Source organism: Pseudescherichia sp., from assembly GCF_032052675.1.
In the GTDB taxonomy this organism is placed as follows: domain Bacteria; phylum Pseudomonadota; class Gammaproteobacteria; order Enterobacterales; family Enterobacteriaceae; genus Pseudescherichia.
The window spans coordinates 1-26,433 of the sequence record NZ_DAMBWA010000001.1 but is presented as its reverse complement, the minus strand read 5'-3'; the positions used below and the strand labels follow the sequence as shown (position 1 = coordinate 26,433).

At 58.9% G+C, this 26,433-nt stretch carries 24 protein-coding genes; 8 read left to right on the top strand and 16 right to left on the bottom strand.

Annotated elements, in window-relative coordinates; translation table 11 throughout:
* Positions 1 to 10 precede the first annotated feature (10 nt).
* Positions 11 to 742, bottom strand: a complete 732-nt coding sequence (locus RTX96_RS00120) for a flagellar brake protein (RefSeq protein WP_312669794.1) — start codon at positions 740 to 742, stop codon at positions 11 to 13.
* Positions 743 to 953: 211 nt separating this feature from the next.
* Between RTX96_RS00120 and RTX96_RS00115 the strand changes: the two genes are divergently transcribed.
* Positions 954 to 1,208 (top strand): GlsB/YeaQ/YmgE family stress response membrane protein, encoded by a 255-nt coding sequence (locus tag RTX96_RS00115; protein WP_042391252.1) that lies wholly within the window; start codon positions 954 to 956, stop codon positions 1,206 to 1,208.
* A 54-nt stretch (positions 1,209 to 1,262) separates the two neighbouring features.
* Here the strand turns inward: RTX96_RS00115 and RTX96_RS00110 are convergent, their stop codons facing one another.
* The 13 genes from RTX96_RS00110 to RTX96_RS00050 form a co-directional block, all read right to left on the bottom strand.
* Positions 1,263 to 3,377 carry a TonB-dependent siderophore receptor gene (locus RTX96_RS00110; RefSeq protein ID WP_312669793.1) on the bottom strand — a complete coding sequence of 705 codons (2,115 nt, stop codon included), beginning with the start codon at positions 3,375 to 3,377 and terminating at the stop codon, positions 1,263 to 1,265.
* Between the two features lie 120 nt (positions 3,378 to 3,497).
* Positions 3,498 to 5,237, bottom strand: coding sequence for an alpha,alpha-trehalase (locus tag RTX96_RS00105; RefSeq protein ID WP_103819947.1), 1,740 nt, complete (start codon positions 5,235 to 5,237; stop codon positions 3,498 to 3,500).
* Between the two features lie 189 nt (positions 5,238 to 5,426).
* Positions 5,427 to 6,797, bottom strand: a complete 1,371-nt coding sequence (locus RTX96_RS00100; protein ID WP_312669792.1) for a protein kinase domain-containing protein — start codon at positions 6,795 to 6,797, stop codon at positions 5,427 to 5,429.
* Between the two features lie 54 nt (positions 6,798 to 6,851).
* Positions 6,852 to 7,811 (bottom strand): hypothetical protein, encoded by a 960-nt coding sequence (locus RTX96_RS00095; protein ID WP_103819949.1) that lies wholly within the window; start codon positions 7,809 to 7,811, stop codon positions 6,852 to 6,854.
* Between the two features lie 24 nt (positions 7,812 to 7,835).
* A complete protein-coding gene (locus RTX96_RS00090) occupies positions 7,836 to 8,330 on the bottom strand; it encodes an SH3 domain-containing protein (RefSeq protein ID WP_103819950.1) in 495 nt (164 codons plus the stop codon).
* A 209-nt stretch (positions 8,331 to 8,539) separates the two neighbouring features.
* Positions 8,540 to 9,097, bottom strand: a complete 558-nt coding sequence (locus RTX96_RS00085; protein WP_103819951.1) for an NTP transferase domain-containing protein — start codon at positions 9,095 to 9,097, stop codon at positions 8,540 to 8,542.
* Complete coding sequence (locus RTX96_RS00080) at positions 9,094 to 10,038, bottom strand: XdhC family protein (RefSeq protein ID WP_286140695.1); 945 nt, start codon at positions 10,036 to 10,038, stop codon at positions 9,094 to 9,096. Before RTX96_RS00080 ends, RTX96_RS00085 begins: the two co-directional genes overlap by 4 nt.
* Before the next feature lie 9 nt (positions 10,039 to 10,047).
* The gene (paoC, locus tag RTX96_RS00075) at positions 10,048 to 12,237 is read right to left on the bottom strand and encodes an aldehyde oxidoreductase molybdenum-binding subunit PaoC (protein WP_312669791.1); all 2,190 of its coding nucleotides are present in this window, start codon (positions 12,235 to 12,237) and stop codon (positions 10,048 to 10,050) included.
* A 4-nt stretch (positions 12,238 to 12,241) separates the two neighbouring features.
* Positions 12,242 to 13,192, bottom strand: a complete 951-nt coding sequence (locus RTX96_RS00070; RefSeq protein ID WP_103819953.1) for an FAD binding domain-containing protein — start codon at positions 13,190 to 13,192, stop codon at positions 12,242 to 12,244.
* Positions 13,189 to 13,860: an aldehyde dehydrogenase iron-sulfur subunit PaoA gene (paoA, locus tag RTX96_RS00065; RefSeq protein WP_103819954.1), complete on the bottom strand. Its 672-nt coding sequence runs from the start codon at positions 13,858 to 13,860 to the stop codon at positions 13,189 to 13,191. The genes RTX96_RS00070 and paoA overlap by 4 nt, the downstream gene beginning before the upstream one ends.
* A 133-nt stretch (positions 13,861 to 13,993) precedes the next feature.
* Positions 13,994 to 14,695 carry an isoprenylcysteine carboxylmethyltransferase family protein gene (locus RTX96_RS00060; RefSeq protein ID WP_312669790.1) on the bottom strand — a complete coding sequence of 234 codons (702 nt, stop codon included), beginning with the start codon at positions 14,693 to 14,695 and terminating at the stop codon, positions 13,994 to 13,996.
* Complete coding sequence (gene cmoA / locus RTX96_RS00055) at positions 14,692 to 15,414, bottom strand: carboxy-S-adenosyl-L-methionine synthase CmoA (protein WP_312669789.1); 723 nt, start codon at positions 15,412 to 15,414, stop codon at positions 14,692 to 14,694. Before cmoA ends, RTX96_RS00060 begins: the two co-directional genes overlap by 4 nt.
* 268 nt (positions 15,415 to 15,682) lie before the next feature.
* The gene (locus tag RTX96_RS00050; RefSeq protein ID WP_286140696.1) at positions 15,683 to 15,895 is read right to left on the bottom strand and encodes a UbiD family decarboxylase domain-containing protein; all 213 of its coding nucleotides are present in this window, start codon (positions 15,893 to 15,895) and stop codon (positions 15,683 to 15,685) included.
* Between the two features lie 117 nt (positions 15,896 to 16,012).
* Here RTX96_RS00050 and RTX96_RS00045 point away from each other — a divergent pair, with 117 nt between their 5' ends.
* Both RTX96_RS00045 and RTX96_RS00040 read left to right on the top strand, forming a co-directional pair.
* Entirely contained in the window at positions 16,013 to 16,501 is a 489-nt protein-coding gene (locus RTX96_RS00045; protein WP_312269631.1) for a MarR family winged helix-turn-helix transcriptional regulator, read from the top strand.
* Complete coding sequence (locus RTX96_RS00040; protein ID WP_409418551.1) at positions 16,479 to 17,507, top strand: GlxA family transcriptional regulator; 1,029 nt, start codon at positions 16,479 to 16,481, stop codon at positions 17,505 to 17,507. Before RTX96_RS00045 ends, RTX96_RS00040 begins: the two co-directional genes overlap by 23 nt.
* Before the next feature lie 48 nt (positions 17,508 to 17,555).
* Here RTX96_RS00040 and RTX96_RS00035 read toward each other — a convergent pair whose 3' ends face one another.
* Both RTX96_RS00035 and yddG read right to left on the bottom strand, forming a co-directional pair.
* Entirely contained in the window at positions 17,556 to 18,947 is a 1,392-nt protein-coding gene (locus tag RTX96_RS00035; RefSeq protein ID WP_103819958.1) for an MFS transporter, read from the bottom strand.
* Between the two features lie 183 nt (positions 18,948 to 19,130).
* The gene (gene yddG / locus RTX96_RS00030; RefSeq protein ID WP_312669787.1) at positions 19,131 to 20,042 is read right to left on the bottom strand and encodes an aromatic amino acid DMT transporter YddG; all 912 of its coding nucleotides are present in this window, start codon (positions 20,040 to 20,042) and stop codon (positions 19,131 to 19,133) included.
* A gap of 398 nt (positions 20,043 to 20,440) precedes the next feature.
* Between yddG and RTX96_RS00025 the strand changes: the two genes are divergently transcribed.
* The 5 genes from RTX96_RS00025 (at position 20,441) to RTX96_RS00005 (ending at position 26,130) form a co-directional block, all read left to right on the top strand.
* The gene (locus RTX96_RS00025; RefSeq protein ID WP_312669786.1) at positions 20,441 to 21,334 is read left to right on the top strand and encodes a dihydrodipicolinate synthase family protein; all 894 of its coding nucleotides are present in this window, start codon (positions 20,441 to 20,443) and stop codon (positions 21,332 to 21,334) included.
* A gap of 9 nt (positions 21,335 to 21,343) precedes the next feature.
* Positions 21,344 to 22,846, top strand: a complete 1,503-nt coding sequence (locus RTX96_RS00020) for an aldehyde dehydrogenase (protein WP_312669785.1) — start codon at positions 21,344 to 21,346, stop codon at positions 22,844 to 22,846.
* Positions 22,847 to 22,985: 139 nt separating this feature from the next.
* Positions 22,986 to 23,684, top strand: coding sequence for a GntR family transcriptional regulator (locus tag RTX96_RS00015; protein WP_103819961.1), 699 nt, complete (start codon positions 22,986 to 22,988; stop codon positions 23,682 to 23,684).
* Positions 23,685 to 23,934: 250 nt separating this feature from the next.
* Positions 23,935 to 25,254, top strand: coding sequence for an FAD-binding oxidoreductase (locus RTX96_RS00010; RefSeq protein ID WP_312669784.1), 1,320 nt, complete (start codon positions 23,935 to 23,937; stop codon positions 25,252 to 25,254).
* Between the two features lie 108 nt (positions 25,255 to 25,362).
* Positions 25,363 to 26,130, top strand: coding sequence for a DUF3750 domain-containing protein (locus tag RTX96_RS00005; protein WP_312669783.1), 768 nt, complete (start codon positions 25,363 to 25,365; stop codon positions 26,128 to 26,130).
* Positions 26,131 to 26,433: the final 303 nt, after the last annotated feature.

Here is a 26,433-nt window from a genome sequence, read left to right as displayed (position 1 = left end):
GGCAGGCGGGTTAGCGCACCTTACTTGCCCGCTCGCGCGCTTCACGCTCCAGCGAGAAGATGATCCGCTGGAGCTCGCGTTCTACCGCCGGGTTAGTATTCAAAAAACGGAAGCTCAGGCGTGGGGTGGTAACGGTGTCGTTCTTACCGTCCACGACCTTACGCTCGCTGATGGAGATCAGCTGGGCATCAAAATAGAACTGTCCCCAGCCGCCCATATCCAACTCAATCTGCGAGAAACGCTGCCCCTCCTTAACGCCCTCCGGGGTTGCCCCCTCCAGCAGCGCCCCCATGCCGCCCAGCGACAGGTCATACAGGCGAAAGCGCATGGGACGCTTGTCCGGCAGCGTAGCCTTACCGAAGTAGGCCGGATGCAGCGGCGCGCTAATGCGAAAATATTCCCGGCGCTGAATGAACCACAGGGAAGTAGGGAGCGGCGTGACAAACGCTGGCAGCGCCTGGTAATCGCCCATGCTTAATCCGGAGGCGGAAAATTCAACTTTTGCCCCCCGGGTCTCTGCGGTAATGGTGACGCTGTCGACACGCTGCACCGCGTTGTTCTCATACTCCTGACTGCCGAGATCCATCACCAGCCTGTCGAGATCCGCATCAAGGATCTTGCTGATGAACTGGCCGCTGCCCCAGGAAATACAGATCGGCACCTGCTCTTTGTGCAGATCGCGCAGTACGCCTAAAACGGCCAGCGGGGATTGTTTTAGGAACTGCTCACTGTAGTTACTCACGCCGGATGGCTCCTTGCTAACTGATAGCCCTTCGTTGTTTTATCGGCACGCGGGGCGGGAACTTAAGCCGTAATGTAAATTTTTTTACCAACAAAAAAATTAATAAGTCTGTGACATTTAACCTTTTTTGGAACTATTGCCTATACTCAATTTACGGTGCAGGCGTTTGGGCCTGCAAAGTAAGCAACCATGTAAAAGGAGACAACGCAAAATGGGTATTATTGCGTGGATTATTTTTGGCCTTATTGCCGGTATTATCGCTAAGTTCATCATGCCAGGGCGTGACGGGGGTGGTTTCATTATCACCGTTATTCTGGGTATCGTCGGTGCCGTGGTCGGTGGCTGGCTGGCAACGATGTTTGGTGTTGGCGGTGACGTTACAGGCTTCAATTTACCAAGTTTCCTCGTCGCAGTAGTGGGTGCGATTGTGGTTCTGGCTATCTACCGGATGGTACGTCGGAACTAATGATCTATGCCAGCCGGCGACGTTGCCGGCTGGCATCTCTCTTACCTTACGCTATCAAAAATCATATCCCACCGTAGCGAGAACGCTGCGCTCTGCACCAACGTAGCAGTTGTTTGTCCCGTAGCAACCTGAGATATAGTCCCGATCGCCAAGGTTGCTGGCGTTAACCTGCACAAATGCGCCCTTCAGCTGTGGCGACCAGGCCCCGAGATCGGCTCTAACCGAAGCATCAAACAGCGTAACCGATGGCAGACGCGCCGTATTGGCATCGTCGGCGTACTGTTTGCCGATATAGCGCACGCCTGCGCCCACGCTTAAGCCGTAATCAAACTGGTAGTGCGCCCAGAGAGAAGCCATCTGATCCGGCGTCAGCTGCGGCGTATTCGACTCGTTGCCATCCAGCGAATCCTCGAAGCGCAGGTGGTTCCACGTATAGCCAGCAATCGTGCTCAGGCGCGGCGTCAGCTGGTTGCGCGCTTCAATCTCTACGCCCTGAGAGTGCAACTTCCCGGCGGGGAGGTAGGTAGCGGTGGCGATATTAATATCGCGGGTTGCCACATCCTTCTGCGTCAGGTCATAGATAGCGATGCTGTAGATATCCGAGGTGCCCGGCGGCTGGAACTTGAGGCCAGCTTCATACTGTTCGGCGGTGGTCGGCTTCAGCAGCGTGCCATCTGCGCCCGGCAGCGAGGCCGGCGTGATCGCCTGGCTGTAGCTCAGATAAGGTGAGAGGCCGTTTTCAAAAGCATAGAGCAGAGAGGCGCGGCTGCTGATGTGGTCGTCAGAGCGGCGGCTGTCGGTGCCAGAGGTATCGCTGACCTGTTCGGAGACGATGCGGTCATAGCGTCCGGAGAGATCCAGATGCCAGCGGTTCCACACCATCTCGTCCTGCAGATAGGCGCCCGCCTGGTAGTAGCGACGATTATTGTCATCGTTATAGGTGACGGTGTAACCATGCTGCGGCGTATAGCCGGTGAAGGGGTTAAGCGGGGCGGCAGAACCTGCACCGGTCCAGAGATCGTTGCGGTAGCGGTGATACTCCCCACCGAGAATAACGGTATGTGTCACATCGCCAGTCGCAAAATCAGCCTGCAGGCGGTTATCGGTAGACCAGGCGTCAAGGGAGCCGCGCGAGCCGCTGTAGCCCCGGGACAGATTGTCTGAGTTATCGATCCAGCCGGTCTGATAGACCTGATCGAGGGCGACGTTGGCATGGGTATAGCTGCCGCTGGAGTGCACCGACCAGACGTCGTTGAACTGGTGATCAAACTCCACGCTATAGAGCTGCTCCCGGCGGCGATAGCCGTCTCCGCTCTCGCCCTCGTTGGTGCTGGTGGACAGCCGCTTACCGTTATGATCAAAGCGCGTACCGTCCATTGGCAGCGAGCCGTGGTAGCCGCCGGAGGGATCTTTTTGCAGATAAGCCCGCAGCAGCAGGCTGGTATCGGAGTCTGGCTGCCAGAGCAGCGACGGCGAGAGGGCGTAGCGCTCTTCACGGGTATGGTCATACTGGGTGTCGCTGCTGCGGGTCATGCCGATCAGGCGAAACGCCCACTGGTCGTTGATGGCATCAGTGTAATCAAACGCGCCGCCCTTGGTATTCTGCGTGCCGCCGGAGAGGCGGAAATGGCCCTCGGACTTAAACTGCGGGCGCTTCGAGGTTAGGTTGACCAGCCCGCCGGGCACGCTCTGGCCATACAGCGCGGAAGAGGGACCCTTCACCACGTCGATACGTTCAATAAACCACGGGTCGATCTGCAATACGCTGTGGCTTCCGCCGTCGCTCATCAGACGCATGCCGTCGAGGAAGATATTATCCACGTCGCCGCCGTGGAAGCCCCGCAGCGAGACGGTGTCGAAGCGCGTTGCACCGCCGCCAAAGTTGGCGTTGACCCCCGGCGTATAGCTCAGCGCCTGGTTAACGTTCATCACGCCCTGATCGTCCATCTGCTGACGGGTGACAACCGATACCGACTGACCGGTGACAATCAGCGGCTGATCGGTTTTGGTGGCGCCGCGCGTGCTCTGCACCGTGTAGCCCTGGGTCGGCGCAGTGGCCGACTGGGGGGCGGTAGCGCTAACGACAACGGTATCTTCAGCCAGAACGGCATGGGGAAGGGCAATGCCCAACGCGCAAAACCAGACAGAGCGTTTTAATGTTGTTTTCATTCGCAATCCTACTCTTTTAAGCGGAACGCGAATTATTATTGTTTATATTTGCGTATACAAGCTCTTTACGGGGATGAGCAAGACCCGCTACCAGATTTGGTAGCGGGTCGGGGGAGAGGCTTACTGGGCCACTTTTTGCGCTTCAGGCTCGCTCTGCGGGGCAGGCTGTTGGGCGGTAGATGGCGTAGCCGATGCCGCAGCAGGCTGCGTTTTCGGTACGCTGTCACACGGCTGCGCCTTCGGACAGACCTGATCCAGCATCATCAGCGTAACGCCGTTAGTCCAGCCGAAGCCATCCTGCAGCGGGTATTCACCGCCGCCACCGCCGGTGCCGGTGCTGCTGACATCATACTTCTCCACCAGCTTCTGCTCGCGATCGTAAGTATGTTGTACGTTGGAGAGGAAGCGCCAGGTCACGTCCATCGCCAGCTTGTCCTGGCCATAGTTTTGCAGCCCGGCGGTGGCAACCCACTGCAACGGCGCCCAGCCGTTCGGCGCGTCCCACTGCTGGCCGCTGTTGACGGTCGTAGTGGCAATACCGCCAGGTTTAAGCAGGTGGGCCTCAGCGGCAGCCGCAACCTTAGCGGCCCGATCTTTCGCCGCTGCGTTTACATACAGCGGGAAGAGCGCCGCCGCCGTCAGCGGACTACGCACGCGCTTGGTCTTCAGATCGTAATCTGCATACCAGCCCTCTTTATCGTTCCACAGGTTGGCCTCCATCCCTTTCTGTCGGGCATTGGCCATTGCGTCATACTGGCTCGATTTGGCGCTGTCGCCAGCGGCCTGGCTGGCTCGGGCCAGCACTTTTTCCATTTTGAACATCAGGGCGTTGAGGTCCACCGGTACAATGCTGGTGGTGCGGATGCTGCCGAGCTGGTTAGGATCGTCCATCCAGCGCGAACTGAAATCCCAGCCCGAGGCGGCAGCAGAGCGCAGATCGCGATAGATCTCCGTCGCCGGGCGATTTGGATTGTTCTTCGCGGTGGTCACGTCATCAAGCCAGGACTCGGGACGTGGGGTATCGCGATCGTCCCAGTAGCGGTTGAGAACAGAGCCATCCTCGAGCTTCACCACACGCTTATTAGCCTGTCCCGGCTGCAAGGTTTCAGCCCCCTCCATCCAGTAGCTGTACTCCTTCTCCAGCTGCGGGCGGTAGGTCTTCAGGGCGTCATCACCTTTGTGGCTCGCCAGCAGCTCGACCATAAAGGCAAAGAACGGCGGCTGGGAGCGGCTGAGGTAGTAGGTCCGGTTACCGTTAGGGATATGGCCCCAGGCATCAATTTCATGGGCGAAGTTCGCTACCATATCCTCCACTTTATCCCAGTGGCCGCTTTCGGCCAGGCCGAGCATGGTAAAGTAGCTGTCCCAGTAGTAGATCTCGCGGAAACGGCCGCCCGGCACCACGTACGGCTCAGGCAGCGGCAGGAGCGAATCCCACTTGTTGGTGCGGTCGGTGGTGCGGGTCAGCACCGTCCACAGGCCGTCGATATGCTGGCGCAGCGTCTGCCCGGCAGGCGGAACGTACTTCTCGTTCTCAGCCGGCAGGGTAAAGTTCATCTCGACAAAGTGGCGCAGATCGAAGCCCGACTGGTTACGCTGCATCCGGTAGTCGGCCAGGATCATGTAGGGATCGCTTTTTGGTACGGCATCGGCGAAGGTTTTCTGATCAGGGAAGAGCTTAGCGGTCTGCACGTCGGCAAACAGCGGACCCAGCAGGATATCCGGAGATTGAGGCGGGGTCTGGCTCTCAGCTTCGGCGGCCAGCGCCTGTGCGGAAGTCAACGCGAGAAATGCGCCCCCCAGTGCCAGCTGCATGGCAAAAAACAGCGTCCGGGGTTGGCGCGATAAATTTCTTCTCATCTATTATTCTCCTTAGCAATGAACAGCGTCCCGCTGTAATCAACCTTTGAAAACAGTAGACGAATATCCGACGCCCGGAGTACCAGAAGTAAAAATTTGCGCCCTTACAAACATTTTTCGCCAAAATCAGCCGACGAAAACGTCAGATCGTAGGCCCGGCAAGCGGAAGCGCCGCCGGGCACTATCCTCTTAACCCTGGGGATTAATTAGCCAGGTGCCAGGCGTAACCACCGTCAGCGTTTCGCTACGGCGCTGGCTGCCGTTCTGCAGGGTAAACTCATACTTGCCGGCGGGCAGCTGGAGATAGGCAAAGCCGCTAGCCGCCGGGGCAACCTCCTGCGTCTTGCCGTTCACCTGTAGCCTGTCGGCATCGCTCATGCGAATGTAGATCCGGGCGATAGGTCCGCTGGCGGGCGCGCTGGCGACCTTCGCCTCCGGCGCCGGGGTGGGCTGGGCAGAGGAGGCCGCGACCGCCGTCTCGCTATCGCTATGCGATGAACCAAAGATCAGCGCGCCGGCAATAATGCCCACCACCACGCCGGCTGCAATCTGGGCGGGCGTTTTAAACCGCTGCCACAGCGTAGGAGCGACGGCAGAGGGCTCCTCCACCGGAACGAGCATCGTGCCGGTTTTCTTCACCGCAGGCAGCTGGCCGGTGTCACCTACCGTAATTCCCGCCAGCGCAGCAAACTCTGCGATGCTCTGGGGCCGATCCTCCGGCTTTAACGCCAGGGCGCGATCGACCGCCTGCAGCAGCGCAGGGGAGTAGCCCGGCGGTGGGTTCTCTACCAGCGGCGTGCAGCTGTCCTGAATGCTGCGCGCGACGCTGGCGGGCGGCGGAGAGCCGGTAATCAGCGTATAGAGCACCGCGCCCAATGCGTAGATATCCGTCCACGGTCCGATAAGGTTCTCGCTGGCGTCAGCGTACTGCTCAAGAGGAGTAAAGCCAGGGTGAAGCAGCAGCTTGCTGGTCTCGCTAAGCTCGCCCGTCGCGGCGTGCGCAACGGCAACATCAAGCAGCAGCGGCTGGCCGCTCTCCTCAATTTGAATACTCTTGAGGGAGATATTGCGGTGCAGCTCGTTCGCGTGGTGCAGGGTGGCAAGCGCGCTGCACAGCATAGGCAGCCGCTGTAAAATCCAGGCTTCGTTAATGACCTCCGGCTGCTGCTGATGCAGCTCCGCCAGGGTGATGCCGTCGTAGCGCGGCGTCAGGATATAGGCGGTATCGTTGTGCTGCCAGAAGCGCAGGACCAGCATCAGGTTGGGGTGGGTAAAGCGTGCCAGCTGGCGGGCCTGCTGGACAAAGGCATTCAGGCCGGCGGCAAAGGCGGCGCTGTCCTGTTTACTCCGCAGCACCAGGCGCATATCCTCACCGCGCAGGGTCAGCGCTCGGGGCATATACTCTCTGATGAAGACCGGACGCTCAAGTTCGCGGTCCAGGGCATGATAGAGAATATCCGTGTGGCTGGTTTGAATAACGTCCTGGATCTCTAGCTCATCGAAACGAAAACCCGGCGGCAGCGCGTCGGGTGTGCTCGGATTGTAGTCGCTGTCTGTCATTATGTGAGGATCTCTGTTCAAAGCTGACGGCTATTCAGAATAGGTATTTCAGGATCACTTTTGCGTGCGCCAGGCTCCGGCCGCCGGATCCCGCAGCTGCGGATGCAGATTGTCGATTAAAAGCAGCGTCAGGCTGGTGCCGGGCTCTAGCCAGGCGGACCATACTTTACGCACCTCGGCGAGCCGCGTTTGCAGACGAGCGTCATCCAGCGCCTGATCCCGCGACACCTCTACTGCCACCGTGCCGCTGTTTTTCCAGCCGTTGAGCTGCGGATCGTAGGGCAGGATCAGCCAGCTCTGGGGAGCCAGGCTATTGCTTACCACCATCCGTTCGTTGTTTACGCTAGTGATCAGCAGGCTGTCAGCATTGGCTTTATCGCTCAGACCGCTGACCGGGAAGCCGTGCACGAAGGTCATCACCGCGCGTTTTTCACCCTTGTTTCCATGCTGGATCACTTCGCTGCGGCCGTTCAGCCAGCCGCCGCGCTCGCACTTGCCGTTAGCCTTTGCCGGAATAAATAGCGCCGAGGCGTTGGCATCACCCTGCCAGAAGGTACGCAGGTGGCAGCCATCCTGTAACGTAAACTCAAGCCACGGCGTGCGGTCGGCAATCGGCGAGGGCTGCTGAGCCTGAACGGTATTGGCTGCAGACTGAGCCGCGCGCGGCGTAATGACAACGGCCCATTCGCTCTCTTTGGTGGCGATGCCTTCGGCGAGCAATTCACCTTCCGGGTCGACCATCTGCCAGTTTACCTGGCCGATAGTGCTGCACTGGCTCTCCAGCAGCGCGCCGAGGCGCGGCATAAAAGTGGTCAAAATCGAGGGCGCTTTATCACCGCTGGCAACAATGCGCAGCGGTAATTTTGCAGAACACCAGCTTTGCGGCGATTTATCGTTAACGTTGTCTATCCAGACATCCAGCTTCTGAGAGGGGGATTGGGCAATACGATAATTCCCTGCCGACACGGTTGTGGATGCTAAAAGCAACGCCAAACCTGAAAGCCAGACTTTCATATAATTCCTTGTTAGCCAGAGTAATTAATCAATAATCCAGGTGCCGCTATCGCCTTTTTGGCATGCTTTGCTGCTGTCATCCACCGCCACGCAGGTCGCTTTTTTCGCGGCGCGCTTAGGACGGCGGCGATCGTTTTTTAGCGTCTGCTCGTAGAGGGCGCTTTTCACCATCGCACGCGGCGGCACGTAGCCAATCAGCTGCTCGTTATCCTGTTCGGCTACGGCCAGCCAGGCGTTATCCACCTCGCCCAAAACGGTATAGGTTTCGCCGTTTTTCAGCTGGCCAAGGACTTTACCGCCGTAGGAGGGCGTGCTGAGGATCGAGCCGGGGTAGAGCGCCCGGTAGGGCTCATTGACAGGCGTAAAGGTAGCGGGTGGCGAGACCGCATAGCGGTGCGTCAGCGTGATGCCGTTGACCTGGCTGGTCACCAGCGTATCGTCCGTCATTTTCGGCGGGGGTGCTTTACAGCCGACAACGACAGTGACCATAAAAAGGAGTAACAGGCCTCGCAATTTCATTATAACTTTCCCTGAAAAAATGATTAAACCCGACCGCCGCTGACTATTAAGGATTAATACAGCTTAAGCATAGTCTGATGATTCTACATTGAGTTTATAACAATTCAATCGCCTTCTGATGGGGAGAGATTGTTAAATATGGTCTTTACGTGCATATATTCTTATTAAACCAATTTTAGCCTGCTGTATCTCAAGGGCGGATCTCTTTTTCACCGCCGGGTACGCAGCCGTGCTTGCGCCAGAGCAAGATCGGCAAGCGTATCGACATCGCGTATGATGCCGTCGTCTGTTACCGGCAGATCCTGTATGTTGTCGCTGATCCTCGCTTGCCGCACAATCGCCGCCGCACCCACGTCGCCCTCCAGCGCGGCTAATGCCTGAAAATAGCGCCGTCCGAATCCCACCGGATGGCCCGACTGCTGATGAAAGCGGGGCACCACAATGCGCTGCTCCACCAGCGCTCCGGCAACGCGCCGGAGCGTGGCGGCCTCTACGAGAGGCAGATCGCCGGGTAGGATCAGCCAGCCTGCGGCCTCAGACGTTGCCTGCACCCCCATCGCAATGGACTCTCCCATGCCGCCGGTGCCGCCTTCGGGCCGGACAAGATGCCACGGCAGGCCGGAGGATTGCACCGCTGCAAGGGTATGGGAGAGCACGGATTTACCGCTGAGCAGGGTATCGAGCTTGTGGCTTGCCGCCCCCGAGGCGAGAAAACGCTCGCCCCGTCCAGCAGCCAGTACAATCACCGTGGGCAGAGCGGCTGTCACTCAGCCCCCCGGCCGCGCGCGGCTGCCACGTCTGCCAACACCGACAGCGCCAGCGAGCTGGCATCCCGCGCCTGGGGGAAGATGCCGATCGGGGCTTTGATCCGCGCAATCTGGTCAGGCTGAAAACCACGTTCGGTCAGGGCGCGGACCCGTTTTTCATGCGTGCGGCGACTGCCCAGCGCGCCGATATAAAAGGGCGTGGCGGTCAGCGCGGCACTCAGCAGGGGTAGCTCCCGGTCGAGATCGTGCCAGAGGAAAATGACCGCCGTGTGGGCATCGATCAGGGCAGTGAGCGTCCGCAGCCGGGAGCCATCGTCAATATGCACATCGTATCCCGCTGCGTCGGCGAGTTTAGCCGCCATATCTGCCTCGACGGAGCGGCCAAAGATAATCACCCGCGTTGCAGGACGGTAGTGAATGACAAACTCATCCTCTTTCCAGCCTGTCTCTTCGTCAGACGCACCCATATGCAGCGTCTGGGCGCGGGGACTATAGCGAAGCGCCGTAGAGTGACGTCGCTCCAGCGCCGCCAGCACCGCTAGCAGAGGGCGCGCCGAGCGGAGCGGGTGGATGCTGAGGGTAATCCCGCCCCCGCAGGGCAGGACAATATCAAACCAGGGCGACCCCTCTCCGTAGATGACCGTGCGATCCGCGCCGGATTTGATCGCCTCCAGCGCCTCCCAGGCAGCGGCGGCCTCAACGCAGCCGCCGGAGACAAAGCCGCAGTAGAGGCCATCCTCGCGTACGGCCATCTGCGCCCCTAAGGGGCGTGCCGCGCCGCCGCGGATCTCGGTCAACACGATCAGCGCCGCCGCCATGCCGGAAGCCAGCGCCTGGGTTGCGAAACGCAGCACCGCCACGCTGTCGTCGGTTAAAAACGCCCGCTGTGGGGTAACAGCGGGATCATGCTCGGTTGCAATATGCACAGGTTGTGGCAGCACGTCCCTCTCCTATATCGCTTCCGGCAGGCCGCGCAGCAGCTTGTCGAGTGTAATAGGGTAGTCGCGTACCCGCACGCCGGTGGCGTTGTAGATCGCGTTGGCAATAGCGGCGCTGACGCCGCACAGCCCCAGCTCGCCAACCCCTTTAGCCTTCATTGGTGAAGACACCGGATCGGTATCGTCGAGGAAAATCACCTCATGAACGGGGATATCGGCATGTACCGGTACCTCATAGGCAGCGAGATCGTGGTTGACGAAGTAGCCCAGTCGGGTATCCACCGCCAGCTCTTCCATCAGCGCCGCGCCAAGGCCCATCGTCATTGCCCCAATCACCTGGCTACGCGCCGTTTTCGGGTTGAGGATCCGCCCGGCGGCGCACACCGCCAGCATCCGGCGCACCCGCACCTCGCCGGTAGCGATATCCACCCCCACTTCGACAAAGTGCGCGGCAAAGGTGGACTGCTGATACTTCTCCTGCAGATCGCCAAACTCGATGGTATCTTCGGCGCTAAGCGCCCCGGCATCGGTGAGCGGGGCGCTGCGTTCCTCCACGCTGATCCTGCCGTCGGCAAAGACCGCGTTTTGCGGATCGAATCCCAGCTTATTTGCCACCGCCTCGCGCAGCTTGACGCAGGCGGCGTAGACCCCCGCCGTGGAGCTGTTGGCTCCCCACTGTCCGCCGGACCCGGCAGAGACCGGGAAGGTGGAGTCTCCCAGCTGCACCACCACCTTCTCCAGCGGCAGGCCCAGCATCTCGGCGGCCGTCTGGGCAATAATGGTGTAGCTGCCGGTGCCGATATCGGTCATGTCGGTCTCAACGGTGAGCATGCCCTGAGCGTCGAGATGCACGCGCGCCCCGGAGGTCATCACCAGGTTGTTACGAAAACCGGCTGCGACCCCCATGCCCACCAGCCAGCGACCTTCGCGGATCTGCCCCGGCGTTGGATGGCGGCGCTGCCAGCCAAAATGCTGAGCGCCGGTACGCAGACACTCCACCAGCTGGCGGCGGGAGAAGGGGCGATCCGGGTTAGTGGGATCGACCTGGGTATCGTTGAGGATGCGGAACTCTACCGGATCCACACCTGCCTTCTCGGCAATCTCGTCGATGGCGATCTCGAGGACCATCATGCCCGGTGCTTCCCCAGGGGCGCGCATGGCGTTCCCCTCCGGCAGATCCAGCTCCGCCAGCCGTAGCCCGGTGTGGCGATTCGCTCCGGCATAGAGAAAATTCGTCTGCTGCACGGCGGTCTCCGGTTCGCCTTCGGGCAGGTTGCCGGACCAGCTCTCATGGGCGATGGCGGTGATATGCCCGGCCTCGTCGGTGCCGATGCGTACCTGCTGAATAGTCGCCGGACGGTGCGTCGTGTTATTGGGGATCAGCGGTCGGGAGAGCATCACCTTCACCGGACGCTTCGCCGCCCGTGCACCGAGCGCGGCCAGCAAGGCATCGCTGCGCAAGAACAGCTTGCCGCCAAAACCACCGCCAATGTAGGGCGACAGCACCCGAATATTCTCTTTCGGGATATTCAGCGTTAGCGCAAGGTCAGAGCGGCACCAGTCAATCATCTGGTTAGAGGTCCAGACGGTGAGTTTGTCCCCCTCCCAGACCGCCATAGAGGCGTGCGGCTCCATCGCCATATGGCTCTGATCCGGTGTCGTGTAGGTCGCGTCGAGCTTGACCGGAGAAGAGGCGAAGGCGGTAGCGAAATCGCCGGTCACGCTGTCGGGCTGATCCTCCTGCGGGGCGGTCACGCTGGGTTTCACTTCGGCTAAATCGTATTCGCCCCGATCCCGCTGGTAATCTACCTCGATCAGCGCCGCTGCGGCACGTGCCTGCTCGAAGGTCTCCGCCACCACGACGGCGATGGCCTGGTGATAGTGCTGGATCGCCGGACCGCCGAGCAGGACGGCGGTATTTTTTTCGCCCTTGCCCAGTTTTCCCGCGTTGTCGGCGGTGACCACCGCCAGCACGCCGGGTGCGCTGCGAGCGGCCTGGATGTTAATGCTGTTAATTCGCCCCTTCGCGATCCCCGCGCCGACCACGTAGCCGTAGGCGGCATTGGGCACCTTGTCATGCCACTCGTAGGCGTAGTGCGCGGTGCCGGTAGTTTTCAGCGGGCCATCGATGCGATCGTGCGGACGGCCGACCACCTTCATGCGGTCGATAGGGTTTTCCGTGGCGGGATTATCAAATTTCATCGCTTTATGCCCTCGCTTCTGCCAGCACCGAGGCGATAGTGCGCTTCGCCAGGGTTAATTTAAACGCGTTTTCATGGGTTGGCTGGGCCTCGGCAAACAGTCGGTCATAGACCGCCTGTGCGCCTTGCGCCACCGCCGCATCGGCATCCTCCCGCCGCCACGGCTGGTGAGCCACGCCCCCCAACGCCACCCGACCGCTGCCGTCCTGCTGCACGATGGCGGCGACGGAGACCAGCGCGAAGGCGTAGGAGGCACGATCCCTTACCTTGCGGTAGATATGGGTGCCGCCCACCGGCGGCGGCAGGGTGACGGCGGTAATCAGCTCCCCAGGAGCAAGGTTCGTTTCGATGTGCGGCGTGTTGCCCGGCGCACGGTAAAATTGAGCGATCGGGATCTCGCGCGTCTGCCCATCCGGGCGCACCGTCTCTACCACCGCATCAAGCAGCCGCATGGCGACGGCCATATCGCTGGGATGCGTCGCGATGCAGGCTTTGCTGGTGCCCACCACCGCATGCTGACGGCTGAACCCCTCCAGCGCCGCGCAGCCGCTGCCGGGAAGCCGCTTGTTGCAGGGTTGGTTGGTGTCGTAGAAGTAGGGGCAGCGAGTGCGCTGAAGCAGATTACCCGCCGTGGTGGCCTGGTTACGCAGCTGTCCGGAGGCCCCGGCCAGTAGCGCCCGAGAGAGCACGGCATAGTCGCGGCGCACCCGCTCATCGGCAGCCAGATCGGTATTGCGCACCAGGGCACCGATGCGCAGACCACCTTCAGAGGTCTGTTCAATCTTATCCAGCGCCAGGCTGTTGATATCGATCAGGTGCAGCGGAGCTTCGATCTCCAGCTTCATCAGATCGAGCAGGTTAGTACCGCCAGCGATAAACTTAGCGTGGGGCGTGCGCCCGGCGCTGGCTGCCGCTTCGGCAGGGGTGTTGACGCGCTCATAGGTAAACGCCTTCATGATTTCAGACCTCCGGCAGCGTCATCAATGGCGGCGAGGATATTGGCATAGGCCCCGCAGCGGCAGATATTGCCGCTCATTCGCTCGCGGATCTCATCCGGCGTCGCCTGCGGCGTGGAGACCAGATCCACGGTCACGTGGCTGGGAATACCTGCCTCAATCTCTTTCAGTACCGCCACCGAGGAGCAGATCTGCCCTGGCGTGCAGTAGCCGCACTGAAAGCCATCGTGTTTCACAAAGGCGGCCTGCATCGGGTGCAGGTTATCCGGCGTGCCCAGTCCTTCGATAGTCGTGATCTCTGCATCCTGATGCATCACGGCGAGGGTAAGGCAGGCGTTGATCCGGCGGCCGTCGACGATCACGGTACAGGCTCCACACTGGCCGTGATCGCACCCTTTTTTGCTGCCGGTGAGGTGCAGATGCTCGCGCAGGGCATCCAGCAGGGTAGTACGGGTATCCAGCTCCAGCTGGTGAACCTCGCCGTTGACCTTGAACGAGACCGGCACTGTTTCAGGCGGTGGCGTGACCGGAGGCTCCCCGGCGCTGAGCGCGACGGAGGGGGAAATAGCCGCTGCCGCAGCAGACGCCGCGCTGGCCTTAATCAGCACCCGACGGGTTACGCTGAAATCGTACGGTCCTCTGTCTGCCTCATTGCTCTGATTGCTCATAATTGCCTCCACATCTATAGCGTTGTTTTTATACGTGCAATAAATAATAGTAGGCGGTGAAACAGGGATTACCCCCGCTTTTTGCATACGCTAGTGAGCGGGGGACACTAATCAGGCGAAGAGGAGAGAGGGGCTAGCGCAGCGGACCGGCATGAAGCCGCCCGGATTTTTTCAGCAGGCGAACGGCAAAACAGGCCAACAGTATCAGGGCAATGAGGCCGCCGGAGACCTGCCAGCCACGGGCATCAACGTTGAGCGCCCTTGAGGCCAGTAGCACCAGCACCAGCAGGGTCATGCAGAGCGTGGTGTACTCCTTCACGATCACTCGCCGCCAGTTAAAAGCAAAGGTGTCCAGCGTCTGGTACAGGCCCGCTACGCGCGGCAGCAGGCGCGGCGTCTGGGCGCAGTAGTGCCGATAGCTGTCGCCGAAGCGCCCCAGCAGATAGTGCTCCTCTGCGGTAATAATGCAGGCATAGCCGAGGAAAAAGAGCGGCATCGCGATCCCCAGATACCACGGATTATTGGCAGCAACGCCGAAGCCGATAATCATCAGCAGGTTGCCGAGATAGAGCGGATTGCGACAGTGGGCAAACAGCCCGGTTTGTACCAGGCTGTCGGCATAGACCTTGCGCTGACGGCCGCCGCGCACGATATAGTCCAGCCCGACGGTTAAAATACGGATCGCTTGCCCAAGCAGCGCGATAGCCGCGCCCGCGACCAGCATGGCAACAGCGTTCTCGCTGACGTGCTGCCCACCGAGAAACAGCGTTAGGTAGAGCAGCGGGAAGAGGGCGTTGCGGGTACGAAAGAGAAAGTTGCCGACGGTGATCCTCATTTTATCGCCACCATTGCGCAGAAGTTATACCAGCGGAAAAAGACCTCTACGCTACGAAAGCCGATATCGCTAAGCAGCTGCCGATTCTCACCTTCGCTATAGGGGATCAGCACATTCTCCAGCGCCTCACGCTTCTGGCTGATCTCCAGCTCGCTGTAGCCGTGGCGGCGTTTCATATCGTAGTAATACTTGATAAAGCGTCTGTTGAGATCCGGCGAGTCACAGACGACTTTCTCTACCAGGATCAGCGCACCGCCGGGGTTAAGCCCCTCGTAGATAGATGACAGCAGCCCTCGGCGGTGCATGGGACGGACAAACATCAGCGTCAGGATCATTGCCACCACCGAGGCGTTCTCTGGGGTGAGCCCCTGCTTCAGATCGTGACAGAGAAAACGCATCTCACGGGGCGAATTTAACTGCGTAAGTTTGCTGCGGCACTTCTCCAGCATCTCCGGAGAGTTGTCGATGCCGGTAAACGCAACGTTCTGCGGCAGCACGCCGTCCAGCAGGGCTAAGGTTGTACCGGTGGCGCATCCCAGATCGTAAAGCTGGCTCCCCTCGGTAACGTGCTCCGCGGCCAGCTCGCCCACCATGCGCTGGATCTCCTGGTAGAAGGGCACGGAGCGGTCGACCATATCATCAAATACCCCTGCAACCTGGTTATCAAAACGAAAATCCTGCACGCTCTTCTCCAGAGCAAATACCTTATCCTGGCCCATAATAACTCCAACAAAATATTGGAAATGAATACATAAAATGTTATGTATTCATTTCTTAAATGATTGATATTGCTAGGGTAATGCAGGGCGGGAACTTATCGGTTTTATTGTGGTGCTTCCAGCTAAAATGTATTGCAAGGTGTTGTGAGGCTTACAACCTTAAGGTTGCAATACATCTCTGGCAGGTGGGTGTTTTTGCAACGTTACCAGTGCTTAAGCACCCGCTGACGCACCTCTTCCGGGTAGCTCTGGTCAAACGAGGCGTGCATCATAGAGCGCTTCGACAATCTCCGGGCCGCTGGCGGCCGGATCCAGCCCCAGCAACGTTATGGAACAGCGGCGCAGGGGAGTGGATCTCATAGCTACGGCGGGTAATGGCGCTCGGTTCAAAATCACAGTCTACCGCGCGCGTAACGTGCATAATGTCACCCATAGCGTCGAGGGCATCGATATAGCTTCTTAAGTCGTTATAGTATTTCATCTGGCTCTCCTTAAGCCGTTGTAGAGCCGTTATGTTACAGTTTGAGTCCTAACTGTTTGTGTGCGAACTATATGATTGCCGCTATTCCGGCGTCAAGAGAAGGAGTCAAGAGAGTCGATGGCGGAGAATCGCGACCCAATCGTTGCCGCGCCCCTGTGGCCGCATGGCGACTGTTCATTAATGCATCTGATGCGCCGCGCAGGACAGCGCACAACGCTGTGCTGGACGCAAAACGTTGATACCGGTCTGTCTGCGGTGCAGTACGCCATTCTGGTGGTGCTGAAGGAGGAGACCTCCTGCGATCAGCAAACCCTCGGCAACCGCGCCGGGTTTGATAAAGCCACGGGCACTTACGTCATCGATCGAATGAGCAAAAGCGGCCTGCTGCAGGTCCAGACCGATCCCGCGAACCGTCGGCGTAAGCTGGTCTCGATGACCGCGGCGGGCGAGGCGATGCTGGAGCGGATGATTGAGCAGGCGAAGCGCGCAGAGAGAACCATTACCGCCGGGCTGGATGCGCAGGATATTGCCGATCTGAAACGCCTGCTGAGCAAGCTGAGCGGATTACAGGAGCCTAATGACGATGCCGCACCGGATAGCCCCTGACAGCAGCGTTGAGCCGAAGCCCGATCTCACCATCGGTTTTCTGCTGATGAGACAGTTCACGCTGGCCTCCGTAGCGGGGCTGGTGGAGTCTCTGCGCTTTGCAGCGGATGAGTCATTCTCCAGCCGCCAGATCTTCTGCCGCTGGGAGTGGATGACCTGCGACGATCTGCCGGTAACCGCCAGCTGCGGCCTGCCGGTCTCCCCCACGGCGAAACTCGATTTCAGTAAGGAGTGGGACTACTTCGTAGTCGCGGGGGGACTGCTGGAGGAGACGCGTCAGCCTCCGGCCTGGCTGCTGCAGGCGCTGCGGGATCTGCATGCGCGCAATATTCCCATCGTTACCCTGTGCAGCGGGGCGTTTGTTGCGGGCAGTGCAGGATTGCTGGATGGCCGTCACTGTGCGATCCACTTTACGACCCGGGATGAGTTTAAAATGCGTTTTCCGAAAGCCATTCCGGTGATCGATAAAACCTACATCAAGGATGGCGGCATCATCTCCTGCCCGGGCGGAACCGCTATCGATCTGGCAGCAGATCTGATCCGTCACCACTGCGGGCTGGTGCGCGCCCAGAAGGTGCTGAAATACCTGCTGGTGGATGATACCGCCGTGCCGGGCACAAAGGCGAAGCAGAAAGAGAGTCTCAGCCAGCCGGACGTCTATGAGAACGAGCTGGTGAGCAAGGTGATCGAGTTTATGCGCCACCATCTGGATTCGCCGGTGCCGCTGGCTGACGTGGCCGCGTTTGCGGGGGTGACCTTCCGCCAGCTTAACCTGATCTTTACCAAGTGCACGGGCCACTCGGCTGCCGTCTACTGGCGGCGGATGCGCCTGGAGCAGGCGCGCAAGCTGATGGCCGACTCCAGTAACAGCATCAACGCCATTGCTACCGCGACTGGCTTCTCCGACGCCTCGCATCTTATTGCCTGGTTTCGTAAGCAGTACGGTGAGACGCCAAGCTCATTCAGAAAGCGGCGCAGGGTGGTAGAGAAGCTGGTGAAGGAGTAGGGAGAAGAGTTTGTAGGCCGGGCAAGCTCGCGCCGCCCGGCGTAATTGTTACATCTTTTGCAGCACGCTGCGTTTCGGCATCTGCCCCGTGGCGCGAGCTTTGCGCGGCTGCGCATCATCCAGCGCGGCGGCCTCTTCCAGGCTGCGGGCGTTGGTCTCAGGGGCAAGGAACCAGGAGACGATCAGCCCGACAAAGGTAATGGCGGCGGCGATATACATCGTTGTACCGATCCCCAGAGTCTGTAATGAGACCGGCACCAGCCAGGTTCCTACCGCTGCGCCAATGCGAGACAGGGAGGTACCCACGCCAACCGCCCCGGCGCGGATCTCCGTCGGGAAGATCTCGTTCGGGTAGACCAGCTGCAATACCTGTGCGCCGCCGATAAACAGGGCGTAGGCACCAAACATCAGTAGGATAATCATCGACGGACCATCCCGCAGCAGGCCCAGCAGCAGCAGCGCCAGCCCGGACCACAGGAAGCTCTGCAGCAGCAGCTTACGGCGTCCCAGGGTGTTTACCAGTCGGGTCGCGATGATGCAGCCCACCACGAACAGCAGGGTAATGGCGATGGAGCCATAGGAAGCCCAGCCGCCGCTCAGGTGCAGCGCCTCCAGCACCTTCGGCGCAAAAGCGTAGACGGCGAAGACCGGGATCACCGAGCAGGTCCAGAAAATGGTGACGAAGGCCATACGCTTGCCGTAGCCGGAGTGCAGCAGGTTAACGAAGGAGAGGTTTTTGCTCTCGGCCTGTGCCGGCAGGTTTTGCAGGCCAAAATCAGCGCCGTAGACGCGGCGAATAATCCCCTCCGCTTCGGCGTGGCGGCCTTTACCGATCAGCCAGCGCGGCGATTCCGGGGTCCCCAGACGCACCAGGAACAGCAGGGCGCCGATAACAGCGGTGCTGGCCAGGGTCAGGCGCCAGGCCTCCGGGCCACCAAAGTTAAGGAGCGCTTCCCCCACCAGATAGGCGGTAGCTGCTCCGGCAAACCAGAGGATGGTTAAGGTAGCGAGGCAGGGACCGCGATTTTTCTTCGGCAGAAACTCCACCAGGAAAGCCGTCGCGACCGGGTACTCAATCCCTACCGCGACGCCGTTGAGGAAGCGCAGGGCAAAGAGCATTTCACCGCTCTGAACCCAGTATTGCGCCAGCGAGCAGACGATAAACAGCGTCGGGCCGACGAAGTAGAGCAGGCGACGGCCCAGGCGGTCAGTGAGAGCACCGCCAATAAAGCCGCCAAAGAAGATGCCGATCAGCGCCGAGGCGGCGATCATCCCCTCCCAGAAGGCGCTTAAGCCCAGGGCGGGAGACACTTTCGTCATGGCAATGCCGATAATACTCAGAACATAACCATCAACAAACGATCCTCCGCCGGAGCGAACGGTAAGCAACCGGTGGAAGCGGTTAAGCGGTACGTCTTCAACAGAAATGGTATTTGACATAGTAACTCCTGTCTTCCACGGCGTTATTAAATAAAAGTCAAAGATTAACTTTTATTACAACGCGCACGGAATTCATGTAGGCCAGATAAATTCGAATCGGATAAAACACACGTAATAAATAATCGGTCTTGCCACACTTTTATAATTAATACGTTACAACCCGTACTCCCTGTTATTTAAAAATTATGTCACCTCATTAGAAAGCTTTTTTGCTGCTATGGTGCGGGTCGACCACCAGCAGAGCAGCGATCCCAGACAGACCAGGGCGGTACCCTGCCAGAAAGAGACCGTCAGAGTGGAGTGGAGCATAAACGCCGCCAGCACCGCTGAGATAATGGGGATAAAGTACGACGCCGCGGCCAGCACCGTGACGTTGCCGTGGAGGATGCCGACATTCCACGCAGCATAGCCAAAGCCCATAGCGATGGCGGCAAACAGCAGGCTAATCCCTGCATGCCAGCTTATAACAAACTCAGGCTGTGGCGATGAGAGGAATTTCGTCCACAGAGTTAACGCCGTTAAAATAAAGAACAGAGTGATGCCGTTATTCCCTTCAGCAATAATCTTCGTTACGACGCAATATATTGCCCAGATAATGGCACCGCTAAATGCCAGGCCGTAACTTAATGGATTATCCATCACGTTATTCGCCATTTCACTAAATGAAAAGCCCTGGTCACCGCCCAGCACAAAGCCTATTCCGGCAATGGCTAGAATAATACCCGGGATAATTAACAGGCTCGTTCTCTGGCGGTTAACAATCACCGACAGCAGAATTGTCATACTCGGCCAGAGATAGTTCACCATACCCACCTCAATGGCCTGGCGACCGCTGTGGGTAAATCCAAGCGACAGCGACAGACAGAGCTCGTAGCAGACAAACAGCACGCTGCCGAGGATCAAGTAGCTGACCGGGAAGCGACGGATCTTTGGAAAGCCGATGGTAAAGAGCAACAGCACCGCACTACAGGTATAGATCAGCGCTGCGCCGCCGACGGGACCAAAGCCTTCGCTCACGCTTTTAATCAATCCTACGATGGCGCTCCACAGCAGAATGGCAATGAATCCAATAAGTGTCGCTCTCTTCTGGGGCATAACCCTCTACCTCTGTTTACATTTTTATCACACTCAGGCGCTCTGGCAGGCCGCTGTGTTAAATTCCGGTTAAATACAGGATTAAAACTATGCCTCCTGATTGACGGTGTAAATACGTCCAGGCGGGCCAGAATTGTGGAATGTGATCGTTATCTGAATTTATATAGAAAATTACTACGCAACGTATAAGATTTTAATTAATTGATTTTTAATGTTTTATTTATTCGTTACTGTAAAAATATACTATTAAAACGTATTTCCTTTGTATTTATCATGTATACAAATTTTTTTCAGCCATTGACCCCGGTCGCTCCCGAGTGCAAATTTTTAACAAACGCATCCTGTCCCTGCCAGCAAGCAGACAGTCATGGTCATAAGTTTCCACCCTGGAGGTTATCGTGTTGACATTTGAAGGTATCTACACCCCGGCAATTACCCCTTACGCAGCAGACGGCAGCATTGACTTCGCACGCTTTGCAGAGGTGCTGGAGTCGCTGATTGAAGCACGCGTTCACGGCATTATCATTGGGGGCTCTACCGGTGAGTACTATGCGCAGAGCCCAGAGGAGCGGATGGCGCTGGTCGAGCATGCCCGTCAGGTGATTGGCAACCGTCTGCCTCTGATCGTGGGCACCGGCGCAACCCGCACCGAAGATGCCGTCCACTATGCGAAGCATGCCCGGGAGAGCAAAGCCGATGCGATTCTGGTCACCTCGCCACCCTATGCGCTGCCTACCGAGCTGGAAAACGCCCATCATGCGCTGACCATCGATAAAGCCGCGCAGCTGCCAATTATGCTCTACAACTATCCGGGCCGCATGGGCATCACTATGGGGGAGACCTACTTCAATGAAGTCATTAAGTCCCCTAACGTGGTGGCGATCAAAGAGAGCTCGGGTGATTTTAACAATCTGCACCTGCTGGCCTGTAAATTCCCGAATATCGCCCTCTCCTGCGGCTGGGACGATCAGGCGCTGGAGTTCTTCGCCTGGGGCGCACGCAGCTGGGTCTGCGCCGGATCTAACTTCATTCCGCGCGAGCACGTGGCGCTGTATGAAGCCTGCGTGGTAGAGAAGAACTTCGACAAGGGTCGCAAAATCATGGCGGCGATGATGCCGCTGATGAACTTCCTCGACGGGGGCAAATTCGTTCAGTCTATCCGCTACGGCTGCGAGCTGAACGGCCTGCGCTCGGGTCAGGTCCGCGCTCCGCTGCAGGCTCTGAATGAGGAAGAGAAGGCCCAGCTGCAGACCATCATCACCGACGTTAAGCGCAACGTGGCATCAGCGTAAGGAGGACCTATGCAACAGCTCACGACGCTAAGTGATGTCACCACCCTGGCGCGGGATCTGCCCCTGCCGGATAAAGCCTTTATCAACGGTCGCTTTACCGCGGCCGCCACGGGCAAAACCCTGGCGACCACTAACCCGGCCACCGGCGAGCATCTTACGGATATTGCCGCCTGTGACGCCCGCGACGTTGACGCGGCGGTGAGCGCTGCCCGTGCCGCCTTCGAAGCCGGAAGCTGGAGCAAACTGGCGCCCGGCGAGCGTAAAGCCGTGCTGCTCAAGCTGGCCGATCTCATGGAGCAGGAGATCAATGCCCTGGCAGTGCTTGAGAGCCTCGATAGCGGCAAGCCGGTCAGCGAGTGTCTGGCGGTGGACGTGCCGGAAACCATCCACGTGCTGCGCTGGCATGCAGAAGCCATTGATAAGCTTTACGACCACACTGCGCCGGTAGGTCACGGTGCAATGGCGCTGGTGGTGCGCGAGCCGATTGGCGTCGTGGGCTGCGTGCTGCCGTGGAACTTCCCGCTGCTGATGCTGGCATGGAAGATCGGCCCGGCGCTGGCGGCAGGCTGTTCAGTGGTGGTAAAACCGGCCGAGCAGACCTCGCTGACCGCGCTGCGGGTAGCCGAACTGGCGAGTGTGGCGGGCGTCCCGGCCGGGGTGTTGAATATTGTGACCGGCACCGGGAAGGAGGTGGGGGAGCCGATTGGCCTGCATCCGGATATCGACATGGTGAGCTTTACCGGCTCAACCGCTACCGGGCGACGCTTTCTGCACTATGCTGCGGAGTCCAACCTCAAGAAAGTGGTCCTTGAGTGCGGCGGCAAAAACCCGGCTCTCGTCTTTGACGATGCCGAGGATCTGCATACCGTGGCCGGACACGTGCTTAACGGTGCCTTCTGGAACATGGGCGAGAACTGCTCAGCCACCTCGCGCCTGCTGGTGCAGGAGGGGGTGAAGGAGAAGCTGCTGGCGATCATTGCGGAGCAGATGGGCGAGTGGCGGATGGGGAACCCCAGCGATCCGCAGAACAAGCTGGGAACGATGATCTCCCCCGAACATTTCAGCAAGGTCAGCGGCTATCTCGATACCGCGCGCAAGGAGGGGCTACGTATTGTGCAGGGCGGTGACACCGAGCAGGGGATCTACATCCAGCCCACCATTATCGACGGCGTGACTCCGCAAAGCGCGCTGTTCCGGGAGGAGATCTTCGGGCCGGTACTCTGCGTCACCACCTTCAAAACGGAAGCCGAGGCGCTGGCGCTGGCGAACGACACACCGTACGGCCTGGCGGCATCGGTCTATACTGGCAAACTCAACCGGGCGATCCGCGTCTCCCGTGCTATCCGGGCCGGGACGGTCACCGTTAACTGCTTCGGCGAAGGTGATGCCACCACGCCGTTTGGCGGCTACAAGCAGTCTGGCTTTGGCGGACGTGACAAGTCAGTCTTCGCTCTCGATCAGTACACGGAGCTGAAGACAATCTGGATCGATGTCCCCTCGGAAGCGACATAATGACCGGGGTCGATCTCGTGTGAAAACATCGCCTTGTGTAGGGTGTGAATTTTTTAACTATTTTTGTGGTATACAGGCTTCTTCTGTAGGTTAATCACTATCACACTCACTATGCACAGGGCATTTCCAGGAGGCGACAATGAGAACGGGTAAAGTGGCGCTCTATGAGGATCTCAAGCGGCTTATCTTAACGATGGAGCTTGACCCGGATGAGCTGCTGGACGAGGCCAGCCTCACCGCGCAGTACGGGCTATCCCGAACGCCGGTAAGAGAGGTTTTTCAGCGGCTGGCCGGCGAGGGCTTTCTTGAAATCGTCGAGAAGCGCGGCGTGCGTGTGATCCCCATGAGTCACTCAACGCTGCGTAACTTCTTTCTGGTCGCGCCGATGATCTACGCTGCTACGGGACGCCTGGCGGTACAGAACTACAAGCCCGCTCAGCTAAAAGCGCTCAAGGAGACGCAAAAGCGTTTTCGTAAGGCGGTGCAGACCCACGACGCCGAAGCGCTGGCCCTGGAGAACAATCGTTTCCATGAGCTGATGGGGGAGATGGCGGCCAATCCCTATCTGCAGCCCAGCCTGGGACGGCTGTTGATTGACCACTGCCGTATCGGCCATACCTTCTTTCGTCCGCAGAATGAGGATATGGAGCAGCGTTTGCAGCTTGCAGCGGATCATCACGATGCCTTTATTGCCGCCATCGAGGCACGGGATGAACAGGCCGTTGTCGATCTGGTGTTTGAGCACTGGGAGCTGTCCCGGGTCAATATGGAGATCTTTATCGCGCCGCAGGGGCTGAAAGCTGACCATCTGATCCAGACGCCGGAAGGCAACCGCTAACTTCCGCTTTACGCCTGCTGGCACTCGCCGGCAGGCCCCGCTACGCCTGCGTTTCCCCCTCCCCAACGGCGTTTTTCTTTTTTTATGCAGAGTGCATTTTTGCTACGCGCGTCATGTTTTTTATACAAGTTGTATACATAAAATATACAAGAAATATTCATAAGCCTGATTTCTGTAACATGACCCTGCACCACCCGGCCTGGCTCTCTGGCGGGATGGATTAAAGAAAAAACGTACCGGAGTAACGAACGTGCAAAAGATCACCTCTCTGCCTTCTGATGACGCCCTGCCGGGCTGGTATCACACCAGTAAAAAACGTATCCCGCGTCCTGCCCATGAGGGGCACAAGCACGCCCGCTGGGCGATTGTCGGGGCCGGGCTAACCGGACTGGCCGCCGCCCGCCAGCTGGCGCTGAACTTCCCTCATGATGAAGTGGTGCTGATCGAGGCGCAGGAGATAGGATTTGGCTCCTCCGGACGTAATGCGGGTTTTGCCATTGATGTACCTCATGATATTGGCGCGAAGGATTACATCGGCGACGTGAAGACCGCCAACCTGATCCTCAAGCTCAACACCCTGGGCCAGAACACGCTGCGCGCCATCGTCAAGGAGCACGGCATTGAGTGCCAGATGTCCGACTCCGGTAAGTACCAGGCGGCGGTGGGCGATCAGGGCATTGCTATCCTTGAGGCCTACCGCAGCGGGCTGGAGAAGATAGGCCGCGAGTCACAGATGATCGCCGGGCGCGATCTGCCGGACCATATCGGCACCTCTTACTATAAGCAGGCGCTCTATATTCCCGGTACTATCCTGCTGCAGCCCGCGGCGCTGGTAAAAGGGCTGGCGGACAGTCTGCCTTCCAACGTGACTCTCTATGAGAACACGCCCATCGCGTCGATTGATTACGGCGAGAAGGTCACCCTGGTGCATGACAAGGGCAGCATCACCGCCGATAAGCTGATCCTCGCCAATAACGCCTTCGCCGCGCACTTTGGTTTTCTGCGTGGCCGCCTGCTGCCAACCTTCCTCTACGGCAGCCTGACCCGTCCGCTCAGCAGTGAAGAGCAGGCCCGGCTCGGCGGCAAACCGGTGTGGGGCGTTATCCCTGCCCATCCTTTCGGCAGTACGGTTCGCCGCACGGTAGATAACCGTATTCTGATCCGCAACAGCTTCAGCTTCCAGCCGGACGGCCGCCCGCGCGAGCGGCTCCTGAAGGGCTATATCGACACGCATCGCAAATCCTTTGAGCGCCGCTTCCCTATGCTCTCTGAGGTCGGTTTTGACTACTCCTGGAGCGGGGCGATCTGCCTGTCGGATAACCATGAAGGCTTCTTTGGCCAGCTGGCGCCTAACGTCTACGGCGCGCTCTGCTGCAACGGACTGGGCATCACCCGCGGCACCGCCACCGGCAAGCTGCTGGCGGATATGATCGCCGGGGAGCGCAATGAGCTAATTGATTTCCTGGTGGCGTCCCCGGGGCCAAACAGAACTCCGCCGGAGCCGTTCCTCTCCATTGGCGTCAACTCGGTGCTGAAGTGGGGCCAGTTCCGCGCCGGGCTGGAGGTTTAAGTCTGCGTAAAGTTCGGTGATAAATTGAGCACAGCGCTTGCTGGGCAAAAAAACGGCGGTAGAATAGGCCACTTCCCGCCGTTTTTTTCTATTTCCCCTACAGGTGCCATGATCGCTCTCAAAACAGTTTTATTGAGTTTGCTGTGTATTATTCTGCTCTCCCTCGTTGCCAGTATCGCCCAGGCGGTGAATCAGCGCGACGCCAAAGCCAACGAGGGGTGGTGGTCCGCCCGGCGTGACTCGTCTGGCATCGCGCCCGATCCGGTCAAATTTGCCGGGCTGGCAATCGTTCAGGTCTATGCGGCGCCAACCTACGGCTGGAAAGGGGCGGTAGCGGTGCACCCGTGGATCATCTTCAAACGCGCCGGAGAGAACCACTACACCCGCTACGAGGTGATTAGCTGGGGCAGCGGCGATAAGGTACGCCGCGACCGTAATCTTGCGGATGGCTACTGGTACGGAGCCAGACCGCGTCTGCTGGTGGATCGTCGTGGGCCGGAAGCCGAAGCGATGATCCCGCAGATCGAGGCGGCGATTGCCTCCTATCCGTGGCCGACCACCTATCATGCGTGGCCGGGACCTAATAGCAATACCTTTATTGCCCACATCGGGCGAGAAGTGCCCGATCTCAGGCTCGATCTGCCTGCCAACGCGGTAGGGAAAGATTATCGTCCGCTCTATCGACCCATCGGCTTGCCACCTTCCGGGCGCGGGCTACAGGTTTCGGTGCTGGGCGTAGCGGGAGTGACCCTGGGGGCAGAGGAGGGGTTTGAGCTTAACGTGCTTGGGCTGAACGTGGGTCTCGACTTTACGCCCCTGCGCCTGCGCCTGCCGTTTATCGGTGGGGTTGGGTCGGATAACTTGCAGGAGCAGTAACACTCCAGGCATAGAGATAATGTTAATTGCCCTGACTGCGTTATTACTATGCCTGCCAGGTTTATAAATGCACATCTGAGCAACTCCCCTGCCTTTATGCTGTTTGTTAAGAGCATCTTTTCATCAGCTATCTGGCTATCTTGCAAGGGAGTGAATATGTTCTATCCAACAATCGCCACCGGTACGCCGTTAATCGGCGTCATCGACAATCGGGGGCTGACAGTGCGCGCCCTCAACTGGAACCGGGAGCAGTCTGCCGATCCGCTGCGCCTGCTGGTGAGTCATTCGTACGTGGATGACGCC